Source organism: Mycolicibacterium pallens (genome assembly GCF_019456675.1).
GTDB lineage: Bacteria > Actinomycetota > Actinomycetes > Mycobacteriales > Mycobacteriaceae > Mycobacterium > Mycobacterium crocinum.
Map to the genome: position 1 here is coordinate 302,584 of NZ_CP080333.1, position 13,765 is coordinate 316,348.

General features: G+C 67.6%; 14 protein-coding genes. 5 read left to right on the forward strand and 9 right to left on the reverse strand.

Annotated features, from left to right (window positions below):
- Positions 1 to 5 precede the first annotated feature (5 nt).
- The 3 genes from K0O64_RS01470 to K0O64_RS01480 form a co-directional block, all read right to left on the reverse strand.
- Positions 6 to 848 carry a PaaI family thioesterase gene (locus K0O64_RS01470; RefSeq protein ID WP_071948091.1) on the reverse strand — a complete coding sequence of 281 codons (843 nt, stop codon included), beginning with the start codon at positions 846 to 848 and terminating at the stop codon, positions 6 to 8.
- A gap of 206 nt (positions 849 to 1,054) precedes the next feature.
- A complete protein-coding gene (locus tag K0O64_RS01475) occupies positions 1,055 to 1,684 on the reverse strand; it encodes a TetR/AcrR family transcriptional regulator (protein ID WP_174714097.1) in 630 nt (209 codons plus the stop codon).
- A complete protein-coding gene (locus K0O64_RS01480) occupies positions 1,685 to 1,822 on the reverse strand; it encodes a hypothetical protein (RefSeq protein ID WP_164519994.1) in 138 nt (45 codons plus the stop codon). It abuts the gene before it with no gap.
- 263 nt (positions 1,823 to 2,085) lie between these two features.
- On the opposite strand from K0O64_RS01480, the gene K0O64_RS01485 reads away from it, so the two are divergent.
- Both K0O64_RS01485 and K0O64_RS01490 read left to right on the forward strand, forming a co-directional pair.
- Positions 2,086 to 3,915, forward strand: coding sequence for an acyl-CoA dehydrogenase (locus K0O64_RS01485; RefSeq protein ID WP_071948089.1), 1,830 nt, complete (start codon positions 2,086 to 2,088; stop codon positions 3,913 to 3,915).
- A gap of 19 nt (positions 3,916 to 3,934) precedes the next feature.
- Entirely contained in the window at positions 3,935 to 4,393 is a 459-nt protein-coding gene (locus K0O64_RS01490) for a MaoC family dehydratase (RefSeq protein WP_071948088.1), read from the forward strand.
- Positions 4,394 to 4,448: 55 nt separating this feature from the next.
- Here K0O64_RS01490 and K0O64_RS01495 read toward each other — a convergent pair whose 3' ends face one another.
- Together K0O64_RS01495 and K0O64_RS01500 are read right to left on the reverse strand one after the other, a co-directional pair.
- On the reverse strand, positions 4,449 to 5,921 hold the full coding sequence (locus K0O64_RS01495; protein WP_220045943.1) for an aldehyde dehydrogenase: 1,473 nt from the start codon (positions 5,919 to 5,921) through the stop codon (positions 4,449 to 4,451).
- Between the two features lie 41 nt (positions 5,922 to 5,962).
- Positions 5,963 to 6,742: a class I SAM-dependent methyltransferase gene (locus K0O64_RS01500; protein WP_220045944.1), complete on the reverse strand. Its 780-nt coding sequence runs from the start codon at positions 6,740 to 6,742 to the stop codon at positions 5,963 to 5,965.
- A 101-nt stretch (positions 6,743 to 6,843) separates the two neighbouring features.
- On the opposite strand from K0O64_RS01500, the gene K0O64_RS01505 reads away from it, so the two are divergent.
- Both K0O64_RS01505 and K0O64_RS01510 read left to right on the forward strand, forming a co-directional pair.
- Complete coding sequence (locus K0O64_RS01505; RefSeq protein WP_220045945.1) at positions 6,844 to 8,001, forward strand: glycosyltransferase family 4 protein; 1,158 nt, start codon at positions 6,844 to 6,846, stop codon at positions 7,999 to 8,001.
- A 53-nt stretch (positions 8,002 to 8,054) separates the two neighbouring features.
- Positions 8,055 to 8,519 (forward strand): DUF1003 domain-containing protein, encoded by a 465-nt coding sequence (locus K0O64_RS01510; RefSeq protein ID WP_220045946.1) that lies wholly within the window; start codon positions 8,055 to 8,057, stop codon positions 8,517 to 8,519.
- On the opposite strand, the gene K0O64_RS01515 is transcribed toward K0O64_RS01510, so the two are convergent.
- The 4 genes from K0O64_RS01515 to pgfA are packed head-to-tail and all read right to left on the reverse strand — an operon-like array spanning position 8,516 to position 12,413.
- Positions 8,516 to 9,070, reverse strand: a complete 555-nt coding sequence (locus tag K0O64_RS01515) for a TetR/AcrR family transcriptional regulator (protein WP_220045947.1) — start codon at positions 9,068 to 9,070, stop codon at positions 8,516 to 8,518. The genes K0O64_RS01510 and K0O64_RS01515 overlap by 4 nt on opposite strands.
- On the reverse strand, positions 9,054 to 9,497 hold the full coding sequence (locus K0O64_RS01520; RefSeq protein WP_096309600.1) for an SRPBCC family protein: 444 nt from the start codon (positions 9,495 to 9,497) through the stop codon (positions 9,054 to 9,056). Before K0O64_RS01520 ends, K0O64_RS01515 begins: the two co-directional genes overlap by 17 nt.
- Positions 9,494 to 11,206, reverse strand: coding sequence for an MmpA family trehalose lipid delivery protein (locus tag K0O64_RS01525; protein WP_220045948.1), 1,713 nt, complete (start codon positions 11,204 to 11,206; stop codon positions 9,494 to 9,496). Before K0O64_RS01525 ends, K0O64_RS01520 begins: the two co-directional genes overlap by 4 nt.
- Before the next feature lie 7 nt (positions 11,207 to 11,213).
- Positions 11,214 to 12,413 carry a cell envelope lipid trafficking protein PgfA gene (gene pgfA, locus K0O64_RS01530; protein WP_071948082.1) on the reverse strand — a complete coding sequence of 400 codons (1,200 nt, stop codon included), beginning with the start codon at positions 12,411 to 12,413 and terminating at the stop codon, positions 11,214 to 11,216.
- Positions 12,414 to 12,585: 172 nt separating this feature from the next.
- On the opposite strand from pgfA, the gene K0O64_RS01535 reads away from it, so the two are divergent.
- Positions 12,586 to 13,764: an acyltransferase family protein gene (locus K0O64_RS01535; protein WP_071948081.1), complete on the forward strand. Its 1,179-nt coding sequence runs from the start codon at positions 12,586 to 12,588 to the stop codon at positions 13,762 to 13,764.
- The last annotated feature ends 1 nt before the right edge of the window (position 13,765 follow it).

The following is a 13,765-nucleotide window of genomic DNA, read 5'->3' on the forward strand; positions in this document are numbered from 1 at the left end:
GGCGCTCACCGGTATCCCGTGACGCGCGCCAGGATCGCCACCTTGCCGTCGTCACCGACAGCCTGGGCATCGCCGATTGCGGAGTTGCGTCCGACTCGCAACGCCTTTCCCTCGTAACGGGATTGGTCACCGGCGAAGAAGGGCCGCAGAAAGTTCACCCGCAGTGACGCGGTGCGCAGGGGCTCGGTCTGCCCGTGGTTGATGGCCGCGGAGGCCACGAGTTCCAGTCCGGCACTGCTGACTCCACCGTGCACGATCCCGATCAGGTTGTTGATGATCGAATCGGGTCGCTGGGCCAGCCGGTAGGTGCCGGCCTCGTCGGCCTGCGGGTCGGCGGACATCAACTCGGCCATCGTCGTCTCACGCGTGCGCACCAACGTGTCGGGACCCCGTTGGACGGGCGCGTCGGGACCGCCGGTGATCGCGACCGTGCGCACGGTGCCACCGCCGATCGTGCTGCCGCGGTGGCTAAGGGTGCAGATGGCCAGCAATGTCGCGCCGTGCGGGCCGAGCGGACGGCTGCTCGCGACGACGGGTTCGTCCGGTGCGGCCTGCAGACTGTCGATTCCGTCGGGGCTCAGTTCGATAGAGAGCTCGCTGGACACCGTCCACTGCCCGGCTCCGCGACGGTAGAAGTTGGCCCGGCCGCCGACATCGTCGACCAAGATCGCCAGCGGTCCGATCGTGGGCATACCGGTGAACGGGTTGGTCAGGTGGCCCACCGGCATTGACGCGACGACGGTGAACTCGGTGAAGTTCTCGTCGAGCGTCGTGATGCCGAACCGCGTGATGACACTTTCCGGGGTCTCCGGGTCCTGCCGTCCAGCCGGTTGGTCGAGAAACGTCACGCCTCGTATTCCAACATCCCTGTCCGATGCAGTGCGCAGGCAGGTCCGGGGTCGGGATACGAAGGTATGGTCGGGCACTCCGGCCGGTGCCACGGCGCCGGCCGGGCTGACGGCACGCCGGCAGATCCCGGCAGCCCGGGGGCCGGCCACCCCTGATCGATTGGAAACCAACGGGCACAGCCATTTCGGCTGTGCCCGTTGGTCATTCAAGGGTTAAGCGTGGGGACGCCGAACTTCGTCACGAATTCCTTTGCTTTGATCAGGAATTCGATCTGGGCGGCGACTGAATGAAGGGGCTGCAGGCTGCGCACCGAACGGCAGAGGACGACAGCGCCCTCCATCGCGGCCAAAGTGGTGTCGGCCAGTGCACTGGCGTCGGCGTCGTCGAAACCTTCACGTAGGTAGGCCTGCTTGGACGCGTCGCGCCAGCGGCTGAAGATCTCGCCGGCTGCGGCGGTGAGCTGATGCTCGTCCTCGCCGGATCCGACGGCGGCCGCGAGCACAGGGCAGCCGGCCGTGTAATCGCTCGTGATGAGGGCGTTCTCCCACAGTTCGACGAAACGGCGCAGCAGCACACTGGCGTTCTCGCAGGCAGCCTCGTCGATGCTCTCGGTGATGACGTAGCCGGCATACTCGAGCGCCTCACGCAGAATCTGCCCGCGCCCCTCGGGAAAGTGGTGGTAGACCGAACCGCGCGGCGCCCCGCTGCGGGCCAGCACCTCGTCGATCGTCACGCCTGCGGCGCCGCGTTCGCGCAGCACTTCGGCGGCGGCCACCAGCATTTTGGTGCGGGTGGAGCCCTTACTTCGACGATCGGTTGTCGGTGTCCGGGTCATTCAGGCGGCGGGGGTTTGACGGAAGTGGCTACCCCGCCACGCCAGCGCCCGAGCTCCGCGGCCGAACAATTGCCGTCGCTTGTCGGGTACTTCGCGCGTGAACCGGTGGCCGGCGATGTTCAGCTCGATCAGCCACATTGTTTCTCTCCTTGCGGGGCAGGTCTGGAGACCAACTCCATAACTATGCTTATGACCATAGATCGCGATCACTCTTAGCGCAACTAGTGAATTGGCGCCCACGTTAACAGCAGGCAAACAGCGTCGTTGAACAGGGCACCGCCCCGGCTCTCAAGGCCTTCTATGATGCCGATCATATTCCTGGGCGCTGCCTGAACAGCCTGATCAGCGCCGGTGAACCGAGCTAGGCTCGGGCTGAGCCGGCGATGAGGAGGACGCACGCAATGAGCCATTACAAGAGCAATGTCCGCGACCTCGAGTTCAACCTGTTCGAGTTCCTCGACGTGGAGAAGGCCCTCGACGCCTATCCCGATCTCGATGCGGACTCGATCCGCGAGATGCTGGCCGAGGCGTGCCGCCTCGCCGAGGGGCCGGTCGCTGAATCATTCGCCGAAACCGATCGCCATCCGCCCACCTTCGATCCCGGCACCCATGCGGTGTCGTTGCCCGAACCGTTCTGCAAATCCATGCGGGCCTGGCAGCAGGGTGAGTGGTTCCGCATCGGCCTGTCCGAGGAAGTGGGCGGGGTGCCGGCGCCGGCGATGGTCACCTGGGCGATCGACGAACTCGTGCTGGGCGCCAACCCGGCGGTGTTCATGTACATGGCTGGGCCGATCATGGCCAACATCCTGTTCCACATCGGCAATGAGCAGCAGAAGCACTGGGCCACACTGGCCGCAGAGCGCAATTGGTGCGCCACCATGGTGCTGACTGAGCCGGACGCCGGCTCCGACGTGGGTGCCGGCCGCACCAAGGCGGTCGACGCCGGCGACGGCACCTGGCACATCGAGGGCGTCAAGCGCTTCATCACCAACGGCGACACCGGCGACTACTTCGAGAACATCCTGCACCTCGTGCTGGCCCGCCCCGAGGGCGCCGGGCCGGGCACCAAGGGACTGAGCCTGTTCGTCGTGCCCAAGTTCCTGCCCGACCCCGAAACCGGTGCGCCGGGCGAACGCAATGGCGCGTTCGTCACCAACCTCGAACACAAGATGGGTCTGAAGGCTTCGGCCACAACCGAACTCAGCTTGGGGTTGCATGGAAAGCCGGCGATCGGATGGCTGGTGGGCGACGTTCACAACGGCATCGCCCAGATGTTCAAGGTCATCGAGTATGCCCGAATGTTTGTGGGCACCAAGGCGATTGCCACGCTGTCGACGGGCTATCTCAACGCGCTGGAGTACGCCAAGACCAGGGTGCAGGGTGCGGACCTGACCCAGATGACCGACAAGACCGCGCCCCGGGTGACGATCATCCACCACCCCGATGTCCGCCGTGCCCTGATGACGCAGAAGGCATACGCCGAAGGTCTGCGCGCGCTGTACCTCTACACCGCTGCGCATCAGGATCCCACAGTGGCGCAGGTGGTTTCGGGTGCAGATCCGTCGATGGCCGAACGGGTGAACGACCTGCTGCTGCCGATCGTCAAGGGGGTCGGCTCCGAACGCGCCTACCAGTGCTTGACCGAGTCGCTGCAGACGTTCGGCGGGTCGGGCTTCCTGCAGGACTACCCGATCGAGCAGTACATCCGTGACGCCAAGATCGACTCGCTGTACGAGGGCACCACCGCGATCCAGGCCCAGGACTTCTTCTTCCGCAAGATCGCCCGGGACCAGGGCGGGGCGCTGGCACACGTTGTCACCCAGATCGAGAACTTCATCGACAGCCCCGACGCCCGGCCCGAGCTGTCCACCGCCCGTGCCTCGCTGGCCGGCGCGCTGGACAACGTGCGCGCCATCGCGACCGTGATGACCGGTTATCTGCTGGGGGCGCAGGAGGATGCGCGCGAGCTTTACCGGGTCGGACTGGAATCGGTGGGCTTCCTGCTCGCCGTCGGCGATCTGCTGATCGGCTGGTTCCTGTTGCGCCAGGCCGAAATTGCCCTGCAGGCGCTCGACGGCGACCCCGACCCGCGCGAGCAGTCGTTCTATCAAGGCAAGGTGGCGGTGGCCAACTTCTTCGCCGCGAACATCCTGCCGCGGTTGGCCGCCGAGCGCCGGATCGCGGAGTCGATCGACTTGGAGATCATGGCCCTGCCCGAAGAGGCGTTCTGACGCTGGCTATGGTGTGCCCATGAAGGTGATCACATCTATCGACGACGCGACGTCCGCGATCGGCGAGGAACTCGGCGTCAGCGAGTGGCTGCAGATCGACCAGAAGCGCATCAACGACTTCGCCGACGCCACCGGGGATCATCAGTGGATCCACGTCGACGTCGAGAAGGCCAAGGCCGAAAGCCCTTATGGCGCACCGATTGCGCACGGCTTCCTGACCCTGTCGCTGATCCCGGCGCTGTCCAAGGACAACTTCCGCCTGGAAAACGCCAAGATGGCGATCAACTACGGCCTGAACAAGGTCCGATTCGTCGCGGCGGTCCCGGTGGACAGCAGCGTGCGGGTGCGGTCCGAACTCGTCGGCGCCGACAAGGTCGACGACAACACCGTCAACCTCACCGTGAAGCACACCATCGAGATCGACGGTGTCGACAAGCCGGCCGCGGTGGCCGAGATGATCGTCCGCGCACTCTTCTGACGCCGACACGAAAAAGCCCCGCGCACCGAAGTGCCGGGGCTTTTCCGTGTGCCGACTACTCGGGCTGGTAGCCGAACGGCAGCAGCACGCTCTTGGCCTGGGTGTACTGCTCGATACCTTCGGGCCCGTTCTCGCGGCCGATGCCGGAGTTCTTGTATCCGCCGAACGGCGCACCCGGATCGAACGCGTACATGTTGACTGCGTAAGTGCCGGTGCGGATTTGGGCGGCGATCTTCATCGCCTTGTCGTTGTCGGTGGTGTACACCGAGCCGGCCAGGCCGTAGACGGAGTCATTGGCGATCCGGACGGCATCCTCTTCGGTGTCGTAGGGGATCACCGCCAGCACCGGTCCGAAGATCTCCTCCTGAGCGATGGTCATCGAGTTGTCGACGTCGGCGAACACCGTCGGTTGCACGAACCAGCCGCTGTCGAGCCCCTCGGGGCGGGCACCGCCGGTGACCACCCGCGCACCTTCCTCGACGCCCTTCTTGATGTAGCCCTCGACCCGCTCGCGCTGCTTCTCACTGATCAGCGGCCCGATCATCGCGGCCGGGTCGTCGGGCAGGCCGATCGGCATGGCCGCGACGGCACCGGACAACTTCTCGACGACCTCGTCATAGCGCGAGCGCGGCGCGAGGATGCGGGTCTGGCCGACGCAGGCCTGACCGCAGTTCATCAGGCCGGAGAAGACCAGCATCGGCAGCGTCGAATCCAGGTCGGCGTCCTCGAGGATGATGGCGGCCGACTTGCCGCCCAGCTCCAGGGTGCACGGCTTGAGCTTCTCGGCGGCGATCTTGGCGATCTCCTTGCCGACCGCGCTGGAGCCCGTGAATGTGAACTTGTCGATCTCGGGGTTGGCGGTCAGAGCACGGCCGGTCTCGGGCCCGCCGGGCACCACCGACAGCACGCCTTCCGGAAGTCCGGCCTCGGCGAACACATCGGCCATCGCGAACAGCGACAGCGGCGTCTCCGCGGCGGGCTTCACGACGACCGTACAGCCGGCCAGCAGGGCCGGGCCGAGCTTGTTGGCGGCCAGGAAGAACGGCACGTTCCACGCCGTCACCGCCGCGACGACGCCGATCGGCTCGCGCAGCACCATCGTGGTGCCGTAGACCCCGTCGCGGAAGTCGCGCCAGGTGAACTTGTCGGCGGCGCCGGCGAAGTACTGGAACGACGACATCGCCGCGCCGTACTGCATCATGTCGACGATCGTCGGCGGCTGTCCGGTCTCGGCGGCCAGCAGGAACTTGAACTCCTCGGCCCGCTCTTCGAGGATCTTGACGGCGCGGCCCAGGATCTCGGCGCGCTCGGTGGGCGACATCGTGGGCCAGGGGCCCTCGTCGAACGCCTTGCGGGCGGCGGCGCAGGCGGCGTCGACGTCGGCCTTGGCGGCCAGCGGCACCTTGCCGACCAGCTCGCCGGTGGCGGGGGAGTGCACTTCGATGACCTCGGAGGTGGCGGGCTCGACCCACTTGCCGCCGATGAACAGCTTGTCCCACTCGGTCTTGAACGCGGTGCTCTGTGTCATGACCGTCACACTACCTACTGAAGACAGAAACTAGAACCTGTTCATTTCGGTGGCATCGGCGGCCGCAGCACCAGCACCAGATTGCTCACCAGGAACTCCCGTATGCCGGGTACATCGGTCAGCTTCCATGCCCATCGTGGGTGGTAACGCGGGAATGCCGCGACCAGCGCCCCGGTGCCGGCCGCCCAGCGCAGACCTGCCGCCGCGGAGACCGCGAACAGCGACGACCCGTAGTTGTTCTTCGGCGGGTGGCCGTGTTTGCGGGTGTACCGGGCGGCTGCCCGGGCACCACCCAGATAGTGCGTGAGGCCCATCTCGTGGCCGCCGAACGGCCCGAGCCAGACGGTGTAGGACAGGATCGCCAGCCCGCCAGGCCGGGTGATCCGCAGCATCTCGGCGCCAAGCTGCCACGGGCGCGGCACGTGCTCGGCGACGTTGGACGACAGGCAGACGTCGACGCTGCCGTTGGCGAACGGCAGCGCCATGCCGGATGCCCGGACGAACGAGCCCGGGCCGGCCTGCCGGACGTGCTCGGCGGCGTGCATCTCGCTGGGATCGGGTTCGACGCCGACGTAGTTCCAGCCCGCCTCGGTGAACGCGGTGGCGAAATAGCCCGGGCCGCCGCCGACGTCGACGAGCATGCGCTCACCCGGGGTATCGCCGTGGCTTCCGTGCCAGAGGTCGGTGACCATGTCCGCGGTGTCGGCGGCCAGCGCGCCGTAGAAGCGGGCGGGGTCGGACTGTTCGTAGCGGAACTCGCTCAGCAGCCGCGTCGACCGGCCCAGCGTCGCCCGCCGGGCGAACAGGTCGGTGACGGCCACGGACTCACCCTAGCCACGCGCCGAAACTCACGTTTCGCAGGGAAAGTGCGAGTGCAGAGCTGCAAAAAGTGAAATTCGACCGGCGGACTAGGCTGGCGATGATGTCCACACCCGTTCGCTCCGTCCTGCTGCTGTGCTGGCGGGACACCGGCCACCCGCAGGGTGGCGGTAGCGAAACCTACGTCCAGCGCATCGGTTCGCTGCTGGCCGAATCCGGTATGGATGTCACTCTGCGGACTGCCCGATACCGGGGCGCGCCGCGCCGCGAGCTCGTCGACGGCGTGCGGATCAGCCGCGGTGGCGGCCCCTACAGCGTGTACATCTGGGCGGGGCTGGCGATGGTCGCCGCGCGGGTCGGCCTCGGGCCGCTGCGCCGCGTGCGTCCCGACGTCGTGATCGACACCCAGAACGGTGTGCCGTTCCTGGCCCGGCTGGCCTTCGGCCGTCGGGTCGCGGTCCTGGTGCACCACTGCCACCGCGAACAGTGGCCGGTGGCCGGCCGGTTCTTCGGCCGGCTGGGCTGGCTGGTCGAATCGTGGCTGTCCCCGCGGATGCACCGGCACAACCAGTACGTCACCGTCTCGCTGCCCTCGGCCCGCGATCTGTCCGACCTCGGTGTCGACACCGCGCGTATCGCGGTGGTGCGCAACGGCCTCGACGACGCTCCACCGGACACCCTCACCGCGCAACGGTCGTCGACGCCCCGGGTGGTCGTGTTGTCACGGCTGGTGCCGCACAAGCAGATCGAGGACGCACTCGATGCCGTGGCCGAGCTGCGGCCGCGGGTCGACGGGCTGCACCTGGACATCGTCGGCGGTGGCTGGTGGCACGACCGCCTCGTCGACCGGGCCGCGCGCCTCGGTATCTCCGATGCCGTCACCTTCCACGGCCACGTCGATGACCGAACGAAACACGCTGTCGTGCAACAGTCCTGGGTGCACGTGCTGCCCTCGCGCAAGGAAGGCTGGGGCCTGGCGGTCATCGAGGCCGCTCAGCACGGCGTGCCGACGATCGGCTACCGCTCCTCGGGCGGACTCACCGATTCGGTGATCGACGGAGTCACCGGTGTCCTGGTCGACGACCACCACGACCTGGTGGATCGGCTCGAACACCTACTGGCAGACCATGTTCTGCGCGACGAACTGGGTGCCAAGGCCAAAGCCCGCAGCCGGGACTTCTCCTGGCAGCAGAGTGCCGACGCCATGCGGACGGTCCTGGAGTCGGTGCACGCCGGCGTCCGGGTCAGCGGCGTCATCTAGCGCGGGCAAAAACTCACAGCTGATTCCCGGGTTCGCCGTGTGACGATCCCCGGATGTCAAACATCTATGAGTACGTCCGCCACCCCCGCGCCGCGGAATTGGCGGCCAAGAAGCCGGTCAGGGTGGCCCATCTTCGCGGCGTCGACCACGACAACTGGTTGGTTCGTTTCAACGCGAAGTTCGGATTGAAGATCACCGTCGTCGTCGGCACCATGTGGACCGCTTACCTTTTCACGCTGCTGGCCTTGTTCGCGCTGCCGGACGCGATCAAGCAGGGCACGTACTTCGTGGTCGTCTGGCTGTCCAGCAGCTTCCTTCAGCTGGTCTTGCTGCCGATCATCATCGTCGGGCAGAACATCCAGGCCAAGGCCTCCGACACCCGCGCCGACGAGACGTACAAGGATGCCGAGGCGGTGCTGAAAGAGGCGGCGATGATCCAGGACCACCTCTGCAAGCAGGACGAGCTGATCTCCCGCATCCTGGGCCAGATCGGTCCGCTCGCCCCCAAAGCGACTTAACGCGAGCTATTTTCGAGCGAGCCGATCAACTCGACGAAATGCTGGGCTGCCGCGTCGACACCGGCGTCGTCGTTGGTGCCGACGAGGTCGAGCAGCAGGCCGCGCATGACCGCCAGCCCGAGCCGCGCGAGTGCCGGGTCGGCGGCGGCATCGGTGGCCGATTGAACTTCGTCAAGCCAGCGATCGACCGCGCCGGGAAGCATTGTCGTGAAAGGTGATTCGCCCTGGGCTCCGCGGGTGTAGCACTCGAAGAACAACCGCTCGAGTGCCCGCAGTTCGGGCCTGCGCAGGTGATCCCACATCGCGGCGAATCCCGTGCCGTCGGTGATCAGCTCGCGCAGCAGCTCCATCTGCCTGCGTTCGACATCGTCGACGATAGCCAACAGCAGTTCGTCACGGGAACCGAAGTGGTGCAACAGCATTCGATGGCTGGTCCCCACTGCCTCGGCCAGCTCGCGCAGGGATCGCCCACCCACACCGTTCTCGGCGCACTCGGCCACCAGTGCATCGAGCAGCTCCCGGCGCCGCAGAAGATCAGGCGTTCGAGCCACGAAGCTTCCGCAAGCTTTCGCTGTGCGCCTTGAGCCCGTGCGCCTCCATGGTCAGATAGCGTTGCGTCATCTGTCGCATCAGCACACCCACGAGCGATCCGATGACGCCGCCCTGGGTGAGTTCCTGGCGGACCACCGTGCCACCGGCCGCCGGCGCGACGTCGTGACGCGCCGACGTCAGCCCGCCCGGCGATCGCTGCACCCACGTCCACGATTTACCGGGTTCGAGCTCGGTAACTGTCCAGACCAACTTCGGCATCCGCGGTTGTTTGATCTCGAAGCGCCGCCCGACTGCGAGCTGTGCACCGTCCAGGCCGCGCAGCGTGGTTACGGAAGCGGTCCAGTCCGGCCAGTGCTCGACGTCGGTGAAAACCTCCCACACCAGATCCGCGGGTGCGTCGATGGAAATACTGCTCGAACTGATCATGTACCAGATGGTACATCTTTATGTCGGCGCCCGGCCAGGGTCAAAAATCCGGCGCCGGTCACCATAGCCAGCCACACCACATGGGCGGCCGTCACCGCCATCCGCTCTGCGTGTGGCGCAGCCTGACTCATCCCTCCGATCCGATACAGCGTGATCTCGGGGTCGCGGTAGACGGCCGGCAGCTGCGTCAGTGTCCGTTGCGCATTGCCGATCGATCCCGCGCTGCCCGATTCGACGACCACCCAGCCCACCCCGGCAGCGGCCAGTGTCGTGGCGGGAGCACCGGCCAGCAACATCCGCTGCACGTCGCGGGCATGGCCGCCCTCCCCCGGCACGCTCCTGCCCGAGATCGTCAGGTCCCCGGTGGCCAGCACGTTGGCACGGACCCAGCGTGGCAACGGGTCGAGCACCGGCGCCGGCCCGGCCCACGCGAACTGGCGCATGCTGTCGGCGGGTAGTACCGCCACGTCGGCCGGCGCGGAATCGATCAGTGTGGCCACCGCGGCCCAACCCTGCGGATACCGCACCGAGGTGACCTTGCCCCACACGCCGAACGCCAGATCGGGCAGCACGGCGATCAGAGCCACGATGGCCACCACTGCTGCCGCGCCGGGACGAAGCCGGCCCCGCACCGTCACCACGGCCGCGGCCCCCGCCACGGCGTAGCCGGGCATCGCCAGTGCGACCCACTTCTGTCCGTCGCGCAGAATCCCCACCGCGGGCGCGGCCTCGACCATGTCCCGCAGCACCGCCAGGCCCGGTCCGGTGGCCGCCGCGGCGGGCAACAGCACGCCGACCGCGGCCAGTGCCAGCAGTGGCAGCACCGACCGTCGGCGCAGCACCGTGGGCAGGCCGAGAGCGACGACGGCGAGCAGCACCACGGTGGCCAGCACCGCCAATGGGGTTGCGCGAGAAGACGGAACGGCCTCGGCATTCCAGATACCGCCCAGCCCGGCCAGGCTGCCGAGGGTACCGAGGCCCGGTTCAGCGCGAGCCGCGAACGCCACCACACCCGGCGACGGCGATGAGCCGAGCCCGTCGCCCAACGCCGACGCCACCAGCCACGGCGACGCCGCGAGCATCGCGGTCACCACCACCCCGCCCGCACACCACAGCCGGGACACCCCGGCACCGGGCACCGCGACACAGACCAGTGCCACCACCAGGGCGAGCAACAGTCCGGTCGGCGTCAAACCGGCCAGCGCGATCCAGAACACCAGCGCCGCCCACCCCGGGCCGGATCCCGAACTCCGCAGCCGGACCACCGCGGCAGCCACCCACGGCAAACAGCCGTAGCCCACCAGCAAGCTCCAGTGCCCCTGCAGCAGCCGCTCGGCGACGTAGGGATTCCACACCGCGACAGTCGCCGCCACCAGCTGTCCGGGCACCCCGGCATCGGGCACCAGCAGATCGGCCAGCCGTCCGGCACCCCAGCCGGCCAGAAAGATACCGGCGATCAGCAGCGCCTTCACCAGCACGCCGCCGTCGAGCACCGGCGTCAGCGCGGCGATCAGGAAATCCTGTGGCAGCGCTCGCGGCGCCGACTCGGAAAGTCCCAGCGCGGCATCGGAGAAGTAGGAGCGCGGTGTGGACACCGCGTCACGCAGCAGCAGGTACCCGGGCGCCAGCAGCGGAGCGGTGACCGCGAGAGCCAACAGCAGGGCATATCCCGGCACCACCCACCGGAGCGTCCGGCGTGCCCGGGTCATGCCTTACTCACCGTTGCGGCGGCGGAGGCTCCAGATCGGGTCTGGCCGCGGGCAGCTTCTCGGTCTGGGCTTCGGCGGCGGGCATCGGGCCCGTCTCGTCCTTGCCGAAGAATCCGTGGTCGGCGGTGTCCAGGCCCGGATCGATCAACGCAGACTCAGCCCGCAGGCTGAACGTCCCCAGCAGCGCGCCACCGACCAGGGCCACCAGGCCGGCCGCGGTGAAGCTGATCGGCAGCACCCGTGACCAGAGGCCCACGCGGTCGCGCTCGTCGCGGGCGGAGGCCACCCGGGATTCGATGGTCTGTTCGTTGGAGGTGACCTTGTAGTCGGCCAGTTCCATCTCCGGCTTCAGCGGATCGCGGGCGTAGTAGTGGTTGGCGTGCTCGGTGGACTTGACGATGACGCCGGTCACCGGGTCCACCCAGAACGTGCGCTGCGCGGCGTAGTAGCGGGTCATCGTGACCGGCTCTTCCGGCGGACCGGGCAGACCCCACAGCTCGGCCCGCGCGGTCACCTCGCCGTCCTCGTTCTTGTCGTAGAGCGAGGCGTACTTGATCGGATCGACCAGCTTGCCGTCGGCGTCATAGCCGACGTTCTGGGTGAACCGGTAGGTCGTCAGCCCGTTGACGTCCTCTTGCCCGTCGTAGTTGGCGTCGAACGCCTTCTGCGCGATCGGGTCGAAGTAGGGATACGTCTTCTTCTCGGTGTCGAACGGGAAGCGGTAGGCCAGGCCCTCGTGCGGCAGCGCGATGTTCGTCGGCGGCTTGTTGTCCTCGATGGTCCGCGGCTTCTGCACCGAGCCACCCGGGTGGGTGTCGTCGGACACCGCCAGTGCGGTGCTGCGGTTGACGGTCACCGTGTCGACCATGGCGAGCAGCAGCCCGTTGTCCTGCTGCTTGTCGCTGCGCCGCACGCTGGTGCCGACCTGCATCGTCACCACATCGGCGTTGGCCGGCGACTCGACGGTGATCTGCTGCTGCGACACCAGGGGCACGTTCTTGTCGACGATGAACTTCGTACCCACTAGCGACGACGGATCCAGCGCGCTGCCGGTGCCGTCACTGACGAGCGTCTCGTCGATGTCGAGCGGGATCTTCTTGATCTTGCCGGAGGTGTAAGTCGTCAACAGCAACGCGGCGATCAGGAGGGCGGCTCCGAGCCCGATGATGCCGAATGCCGCGATACGCACCATGCCTGCGCGATTCACGCTGCCGTGGCCTCCTCATTCGCGATCATGCCGTGTCCCGCCTGACGGCGAAGCAAACCGAAGTCTGACCCTAACAGTCCAGCCCGAGGCGTCGGCTGATTAGGAGGTCACCACCGCAGGCCAGGTGTACCCACTTTCGCGGGCCAGCTGACTTCGGCGCACACTGGCAGCCATGGCACGTGAGGCGGAGCAGGTCGGGGGCACCCGTGGCTTTCTGCCCGCCGTCGAGGGGATGCGCGCCTGCGCGGCCATGGGCGTGGTGCTCACCCACGTGGCCTTCCAGACCGGCACCACGGGTGCGGTGATCGGACGCCTGCTGCACCGCTTCGACCTGGCGGTCGCGGTGTTCTTCGCGCTGTCGGGCTTCCTGCTGTGGCGTGGGCACGCCGCCGCGGCCCGGGACCTGCGCAAGCGGCCACCCACCGGGCACTACCTGCGCTCGCGGCTGGTGCGCATCATGCCCGGGTACGTGGTGGCGGTCGTCGTCATCCTGACGCTGCTGCCGGAGGCCAACCACGCCAGCTGGACGGTGTGGTGGGCCAACCTGACGCTGACCCAGGTCTACGTTCCGCTCACGCTGACCGCAGGGCTGACCCAGATGTGGAGTCTGTCGGTCGAGGTGAGCTTCTACCTCGCGCTGCCGATCCTGGCGTTCCTGGCCCGCCAGTTGCCGGTGCGGGCGCGGGTCCCGGTGATCGCGGCCGTGGCGCTGGCCAGCCTCGGCTGGGGCCTGCTGCCGATCCACACCGCCCAAGGCGTCAACTTCCTGAACTGGCCGCCGGCCTACGCCTCCTGGTTCGCGGCGGGCATGCTGCTGGCCGAGTGGACGGTCAGCCCGCTGGGGTGGGCGCACAAACTGGCCCGAAACCGCCTGGCCATCTTCGGCATCGCGCTGGTGGCCTATCTGATCTCGGCCTCACCGCTGGCCGGCCCGAAGGATCTGGTCCCGGCGACGCTGGGACAGTTCGTGATTCGCACGTCGATGGGAGCCATCGTGGCCGGCGCCCTGCTGGCGCCGCTGGTGCTCGACCGGCCGGACACCCCGCACCCGATTCTCGGCAGCCGGTTCATGGTCACCCTGGGCCGGTGGTCCTACGGGCTGTTCGTCTGGCACCTGGCCGCGCTGGTGATGGTGTTCCCGATGGTCGGCCGGTTCATGTTCAACGGCAACCTGATCGTGACGCTGGTGCTGACGCTGATACTGGGCTTCGCGATGGCGGCGGTCAGCTACGCCCTGATCGAGTCGCCATGCCGGAATGCTTTGCGGCGCTGGGAGTATCGCAAGAAGGCGCCGGTGCCGCCGCTGGACAGCTCGGTCAGCGACGCACCCGAGCCGGTGATCGCGCGCTGAC

Excerpts from the sequence above, each read along its gene's own strand:
- K0O64_RS01485 (WP_071948089.1), top strand. The coding sequence starts at position 2,086 with ATGAGCCATTACAAGAGCAATGTCCGCGACCTCGAGTTCAACCTGTTC.
- K0O64_RS01510 (WP_220045946.1), top strand. The coding sequence starts at position 8,055 with ATGTCAAACATCTATGAGTACGTCCGCCACCCCCGCGCCGCGGAATTG.
- K0O64_RS01475 (WP_174714097.1), bottom strand. The coding sequence starts at position 1,684 with ATGACCCGGACACCGACAACCGATCGTCGAAGTAAGGGCTCCACCCGC.
- K0O64_RS01535 (WP_071948081.1), top strand. The coding sequence starts at position 12,586 with ATGGCACGTGAGGCGGAGCAGGTCGGGGGCACCCGTGGCTTTCTGCCC.
- K0O64_RS01490 (WP_071948088.1), top strand. The coding sequence starts at position 3,935 with ATGAAGGTGATCACATCTATCGACGACGCGACGTCCGCGATCGGCGAG.
- K0O64_RS01495 (WP_220045943.1), bottom strand. The coding sequence starts at position 5,921 with ATGACACAGAGCACCGCGTTCAAGACCGAGTGGGACAAGCTGTTCATC.
- K0O64_RS01480 (WP_164519994.1), bottom strand. The coding sequence starts at position 1,822 with ATGTGGCTGATCGAGCTGAACATCGCCGGCCACCGGTTCACGCGCGAA.
- K0O64_RS01525 (WP_220045948.1), bottom strand. The coding sequence starts at position 11,206 with ATGACCCGGGCACGCCGGACGCTCCGGTGGGTGGTGCCGGGATATGCC.
- K0O64_RS01505 (WP_220045945.1), top strand. The coding sequence starts at position 6,844 with ATGTCCACACCCGTTCGCTCCGTCCTGCTGCTGTGCTGGCGGGACACC.
- K0O64_RS01520 (WP_096309600.1), bottom strand. The coding sequence starts at position 9,497 with ATGATCAGTTCGAGCAGTATTTCCATCGACGCACCCGCGGATCTGGTG.